The sequence below is a fragment of the Ruminiclostridium sufflavum DSM 19573 genome, assembly GCF_003208175.1.
Taxonomy (GTDB): Bacteria; Bacillota; Clostridia; order Acetivibrionales; family DSM-1351; genus Ruminiclostridium; species Ruminiclostridium sufflavum.
Genome location: NZ_QKMR01000016.1, coordinates 46,523 through 52,798 on the forward strand (window position 1 = coordinate 46,523; position 6,276 = coordinate 52,798).

Annotated in this window: 6 protein-coding genes; 4 read left to right on the plus strand and 2 right to left on the minus strand. The window is 37.6% G+C overall.

The annotated features are described in order from the left end of the window. Positions 1-23 precede the first annotated feature (23 nt). The 3 genes from rsmD to LY28_RS13255 all read left to right on the plus strand — a co-directional run bounded on the left by rsmD (position 24) and on the right by LY28_RS13255 (position 1,713). A complete protein-coding gene (gene rsmD, locus LY28_RS13245) occupies positions 24-578 on the plus strand; it encodes a 16S rRNA (guanine(966)-N(2))-methyltransferase RsmD (protein WP_110462675.1) in 555 nt (184 codons plus the stop codon). A gap of 8 nt (positions 579-586) precedes the next feature. After that, on the plus strand, positions 587-1,090 hold the full coding sequence (coaD, locus tag LY28_RS13250) for a pantetheine-phosphate adenylyltransferase (protein WP_110462676.1): 504 nt from the start codon (positions 587-589) through the stop codon (positions 1,088-1,090). 149 nt (positions 1,091-1,239) lie between these two features. Then, positions 1,240-1,713, plus strand: coding sequence for an ATPase (locus LY28_RS13255; protein ID WP_479692086.1), 474 nt, complete (start codon positions 1,240-1,242; stop codon positions 1,711-1,713). Here LY28_RS13255 and ylbJ read toward each other — a convergent pair. Both ylbJ and LY28_RS13265 read right to left on the minus strand, forming a co-directional pair. Beyond that, positions 1,705-2,979 carry a sporulation integral membrane protein YlbJ gene (gene ylbJ, locus LY28_RS13260; protein WP_242981279.1) on the minus strand — a complete coding sequence of 425 codons (1,275 nt, stop codon included), beginning with the start codon at positions 2,977-2,979 and terminating at the stop codon, positions 1,705-1,707. The genes LY28_RS13255 and ylbJ overlap by 9 nt on opposite strands. Before the next feature lie 211 nt (positions 2,980-3,190). After that, entirely contained in the window at positions 3,191-4,252 is a 1,062-nt protein-coding gene (locus LY28_RS13265; protein ID WP_110462677.1) for a branched-chain amino acid aminotransferase, read from the minus strand. Between the two features lie 415 nt (positions 4,253-4,667). Here LY28_RS13265 and LY28_RS13270 point away from each other — a divergent pair, with 415 nt between their 5' ends. Continuing rightward, positions 4,668-5,825: an aminotransferase class V-fold PLP-dependent enzyme gene (locus LY28_RS13270; protein WP_110462678.1), complete on the plus strand. Its 1,158-nt coding sequence runs from the start codon at positions 4,668-4,670 to the stop codon at positions 5,823-5,825. Positions 5,826-6,276 lie beyond the last annotated feature (451 nt).

The following is a 6,276-nucleotide window of genomic DNA, read 5'->3' on the forward strand; positions in this document are numbered from 1 at the left end:
TTTATACAGGAGGAATTATTGCAGTGAGAGTGATTTCTGGCAGTGCAAGGGGATTAAAGCTTGTTGCTCTGGAGAGTATGGATACAAGACCGACTGCTGACAGAGTAAAGGAAAATTTATTTAATATTATAGCTCCGTATATTGACGATACAAAGGTTTTGGATTTGTATGCGGGGAGCGGCGGCTTAGGTATTGAGGCATTAAGCAGAGGAGCACAGAGTGCTGTTTTTTGTGACAGTAACGATAAAAGTATAAACATTATAAAAACAAATATAGAAAAAGCGAAATTTTTGGATAAAGCAAATGTTTTTTTGGGAGAAGCTAAATTAATATTAAAAAAACTCTCCCATACAGGAGAAAAATTTGATATAATTTTTCTAGACCCGCCCTACAGGAAAAATATAGTGCCGGATATATTGACGGAATTGGAAGTAAACAGGGTGATGGAGGATAAGGTAATAATAGTTGCCGAAACTGATGTGGAGGATTCGCTTCCGTATGAGACAGCAACGCTGGTAGTATCAAGAAGGCAAATATACGGAAAAACCAAGTTGACATTTTACAAACACAAAGGATGAAGTATGATATGAGGACATTCATATATCCGGGCAGCTTTGATCCGGTTACAAACGGACATTTAGATATAATAGAGAGGGCATCAAAAATATGTGACAGGCTGATAGTGGGAGTTTTGGTCAGTCATAATAAGAAGCCGCTGTTTACTATGGATGAACGAGTAGATATGCTCGGAAGAGCCATAAGAAGCTGTAATTGCAACAATGTTGAGGTGGAGGATTTTTCAGGCTTGCTGGTTGATTTCGTTAAAAAGAAAAATGCTGATGTTATCATAAAGGGACTCAGGGCAGTATCAGATTTTGAGTATGAGCTTCAAATGGCATTATTAAACAAGAACCAATCTCCTGAAATTGAGACGCTGTTTATGATGTCCAGCATTAATTATTCCTTTTTAAGCTCAAGCATGGTGAAGGAGATAGCCAGATACGACGGAAACATTAAGGGCCTTGTTCCTGAATGTATTAAAGAGGATATCATTAGCAAATTTACGGGCAGAGGGATTAGCGATAGTTAAGTTATGTACAGGAAATAGAGTTTGTACAAATAAGGTGTATTTTTGAACGTGCAGTGCAGTTTGATACAAAATTGTAAAAATATAGTACCTTTCAGAGGTTCTATGCTGATAGTTTTATCACTTTTTGTACCTGGCACAGTGAAGGTTCTGTGCTTTGGGCACAAGCGAAAGGAATGATTGTTAATATGGAGATATTGACGATATTGGAATCTTTGGAGGATTTAATCGAAAAAAGTTCTGGTGTACCCTTCTCAGGCAAGTGTCTGGTTGACAGGGAAGAGGTTTTGGAAATAGTTAAGGAGATGCGGCTAAAATTGCCGGATGATATCAAGCAGGCAAAATGGATTAAGGAAGAGCGCCAGAAAATATTATTGGAAGCGCAGAAGGAAGCTAATAATATTTTAAAGGATGCCGAAAATAAAATAGCGTCATTGGTTGATGAGCATGAGATTACAAAAAAAGCATATGAACAGTCAAATGAGATTGTTAGCAGTGCTCAGAAGAATGCCAGGGAGATAAGGCTTGGAGCACGTGAATATGCAGATAGTGTTCTGAATAAAGTCGAAGAGATTTTGACAGATGCCACTGATGTAATTAAAACAAACAGAAAAGAATTAAAGTAGCCTTTTTTTTGTTGTAATACTTATATAGCAAATGTACAATAAAGAAACAGATATTATTACAGCTGACAGTATAATAATATTTTGAACCGACAGCATGCAAATATTACTCCAGCTATTAGAATGTCCGGCTGATACATCTGAAAAAACGGCTGCTTCATTCAGAAGAGCCTTGCCGAAGAATGTTGCCCCTATGTAGGTATAAGCTGCTGATAATATGCCTTGTATTGCCTTGCCGATTATATAGGGCTTTACACTGATATCCGAGGAGCTGACAATACTCAGTACCTGAGTATGGACTGAAAAGCCTGCCCATCCTATTATTAAGCTTATACAGCAAAGTTTTATTTTAAAATCGGAGGAAGCAAGGCTTATCAGGTTTGAGCCGGTAGTTATTTCGAATAATCCGCAAAGGACACCTTCCAGAGTTTTTGAGTCTATTCCGAGAGTTCCTGTAATATCCGGGAACAAAGAGCATGCTCTTCCTATAACTCCGCTTGTTATCAATATATTAATCAAAACAGAGAAGAATATAATAAAGCCGCCAATTGTCAGAATTGTAAATATTGAGTTTTTGATGCATTCCCCAAACAGAGTCCATGTATTGATATTGGTATTTCTCATTCTTTGAAGCTCTAAATGTAATTTCTGAGAGGTTTTTTTCTGGAGCTTTGTTTTTGGGCTGCTTTTATTTCTGTAAAATTTAAAGAGCATTCCTACTGTTAAACATGCCGCAACATGGCTGATATAGAGCAGGTAACCTATTTTGGGGGATTGAAGCATTCCGACGGCAACCGAGCCCATAATAAACAGAGGACCGGAATTGTTTGTAAATGTAAGCAGTCTTTCAGCCTCAATTTTTGAGATCAGCTCCTGTCTTTTAAGGTCGGCGGTTATTGTTGCTCCGACCGGATAACCGCTTATAATGCCCATTGCAAGTGCAAATGAACCGCAGCCCGGTATATTGAAGAGAGGCCTCATTATTGGTTCCAGTATTATACCGAAGATATTAATAAATCCTGATTTACTTAACAATTGTGAGGCTACAAAAAATGGAAACAAAGAAGGAAACACTATATTCAGCCATAGATTAATCCCTTGTGAGGCCGCTGCTACTACAGTTTTTGGATATATAACAAGTGCTGCTATAAGTAATATGCCGAATATAGGAAGTATGGATTTTTTCATGTATATATAAATAGCTTTTATGCCTATAAAATATGCTGAAACAGTTAAAGCGGTAAAGGAAAGCAATATAAATATATTCAAAATAACCTCCGCAAAAGAAAAACAATTCTGAATTTAATACTTCTTTATATAGAAAATATATACGTTTGCGGAAGCTATTATAACTTTAAAATCAGAGCAGCTCAAAAAAATACAAGATATTATTTACGCGCAGAAATAAAGCCTTCGGTTCCGGATAATAAATTCCGAAGCCGAGGCTTATGTTCAAATTATAGCAAGCGTATGCTGATGCTTAAAGCTTTTGAATCCAGCCAAAGGTATCTTCAAGTTCTCCGCTTTGGATTCCTGTAATGGTGTCGTATACCCTTTGTGATACCTCTCCGATTTTTCCGTCATTAACCTTAATAACATTGCCGTTCCAGCTGAATTCTCCAATCGGAGATATTACTGCTGCGGTACCGGTTCCAAATGCCTCTTCCAATTTGCCGGCAGCATGGGCGTCATAAATTTCCTGAATGGTTATTTTGCGCTCGGAAACAGGTACACCGGCTTTCTTTAACAGCTCGATGGTTGACATACGTGTTATACCCGGAAGAATCGTGCCTGTGAGTGCTGGGGTAACAACCTCACCGTTGATTTTAAAGAATACATTCATTGTTCCTACTTCTTCAACGTATTTTTTCTCAACGCCATCCAGCCACAGAACCTGAGTATAGCCTTGCTCTTTAGCCTCAACCTGAGCTTTTAAGCTGGCAGCATAGTTGGCAACTGTTTTTGCCTCTCCGAGACCGCCTCTGACTGCACGGACATAATTACTTTCAACATAAATTTTTACAGGATTGATGCCTTCTTTGTAGTAGGCTCCGACAGGTGAAAGTATAATTACGAACTGGTAAGAATGTGCAGGTCTTACTCCAAGTGCCGGTTCTGAAGCAAAAATAAACGGACGGATGTACAAGGATGTGCCCGGAGCGCTTGGAATCCAGTAAGCGTCAACCTTTACGAGCTCCTTAATAGCCTGTACGCAGTCATCAACGTTTATTTCAGGAATGCATAATAATCTGTTTGAATTATTTACTCTTTGCATATTTTTTTCAGGCCTGAAAAGTAAGATTTCACCATTGGCGGTTCTATATGCTTTTAAGCCTTCAAAAATTGCCTGACCGTAATGCAGAGCCATCGCGGAAGGATCTACTGCCATAGGCCCGTAGGGTACTATTCTTGCGTCATGCCAGCCTTTACCCTCAGTGTAGTCCATGATAAACATATGATCAGTAAAATGAATTCCGAAGCCTAAATGGCTCTGGTCCGGTTTTTGCTTCGGAGCTGCTGTTTTAGTAATAGAAATATTCATTTATATTACTCCCTTCATAAATTTAAATAAAATATTTAATTTGATTGATTTATAGTGTTCAATCAATTAATTATTAAAAAATACAAGTTTATTATGCTACTTTTAAAAATAAAAGTCTATAGTTTGGTGGCATTTTAAAAGAATGTGTGTAAAAACTGTAGGACAAAAAGAAAAAATATGTAATAAAAGGAAAAAATTAATAAAAAATTTTGCTCCTCAATATGCTTCCTGCGGAAGCCAATATCATTAGTTTTTGTAATCAAGTGTTCCTGCTTTTCATAACATAATAACAGAATACTTTTTATAATGCCGCTATTAGAGTACTGTTTGCTATAAAGCTCATGGAGGTCAGCTTGAAAGAATTTGGAACGTATGAAAGAAATATTTTTTGCCGGTACTCGGCGTGGGGGTTAATATGATATATCTTGATAATGCAGCAACTTCATTTCCAAAGCCCGAGAGGGTATATGAGGAAATGGACCGATGCTTGAGAACATACTGTTCAAATCCGGGAAGAGGCAGTCACTCAATGTCTGTTCAAAGCGCAATGGCAGTTACAGAAACCCGTGAGCATATCGCAAGGCTTCTTAATGTTAAGGATTTCTTAAATATATGTTTTACAAAGAATGCAACAGAGGCATTGAATCTTGCAATAAATGGATGCCTTTCGGAAGGTGACCATGTAATTACAACTTGTATGGAGCACAATTCCGTATTAAGACCGCTTAAGATGCTGCAAAAATATAATGGAATAAAAACTACGGTAATCAGCGGAGATGAACTGGGACGAATTGATCCGTTCCAGATAAGAAAAAGTATAAATAAAAAAACACGTTTGATTGCTTGTACATTATCATCTAATGTAAACGGAATTATTATGCCTGTCAGGGAAATAGGGGAAATTGCCAGAGATAACGGAATTTTGTTTCTTATTGATGCGTCACAGGGACTGGGCTGCATAAAAGTAGATTTGAACGAAATATATTCCAGCATGGTTGCCTTTCCCGGACATAAAGGACTTCTGGGCCCTCAGGGAACGGGCGGTCTTTATGTAGACCCCGATATCAGATTGAAGCCGCTAATGAGCGGCGGAACCGGCAGTAAATCAGGTATTTTGTACCAGCCGGATATTATGCCTGATATCTATGAGAGCGGAACCTTAAACACCCCAGGAATAGTGGGCCTGCGAGCAGGACTTGATTTCATTGAGCATACTGGAATAGAGGCTATTAAAGCTAAAAAGGATATGCTTACAAACAGATTGCAAAGCGGAATAAGCCAAAATAGACTTATAAGGCTTTACAGTCCGGAAAAAGCCTCGGAAAATTCAGGAATAGTTGCTTTTAATGTTAAAGGCACAGATTCATCGGAAATATGCGAATCCCTTGATAAAGCTTATACGATAGAATGCAGGGCAGGACTTCATTGTGCGCCGCTGGCCCATAATCACTTCAAAACAAAAAATTCAGGTATTGTCAGATTGAGCGTAGGTTATTTTAATTCAATAAATGACATTGACAGGACAGTAACAGCGGTAAACAAAATTGCATATGAGCTGAATAACGGCAAATAATAATTATATTATCTGCGTATTTCGTTTATATAGGGTAAGCTTTAAAATATAAAAGGATTTATATGAGAATTGTGGATGCAAGGCTTACAAATATTAATGAAATTGATTTAATAATTAAAAAAATTAATAAATAATTAAAAAATATTAAATAATATATAGACAGAATGTACTGCCGGGTGTATAATTTACCTATAATAAGTTTTGTAGTGAATTAGCTTAAAAAGCTTGAAAAAATAAGTTTGTACCAACATAGTGCATTTTCAAGCTGAGAAAACCCACAAGTGGCTTTTCTATATCAAGTGAAGGCATCTGTGAAAAAACTAGTGTACCGCCGCAAAGCTTACCAAATTTTAATGCCAAACCGGGCGTGGAGGTTAGCTTGAAGTAATCAAGAAGCGATTGCAAAACAAGATAGCGTACCGCCACGAAGCTTTACCAAATTTTAATGCCC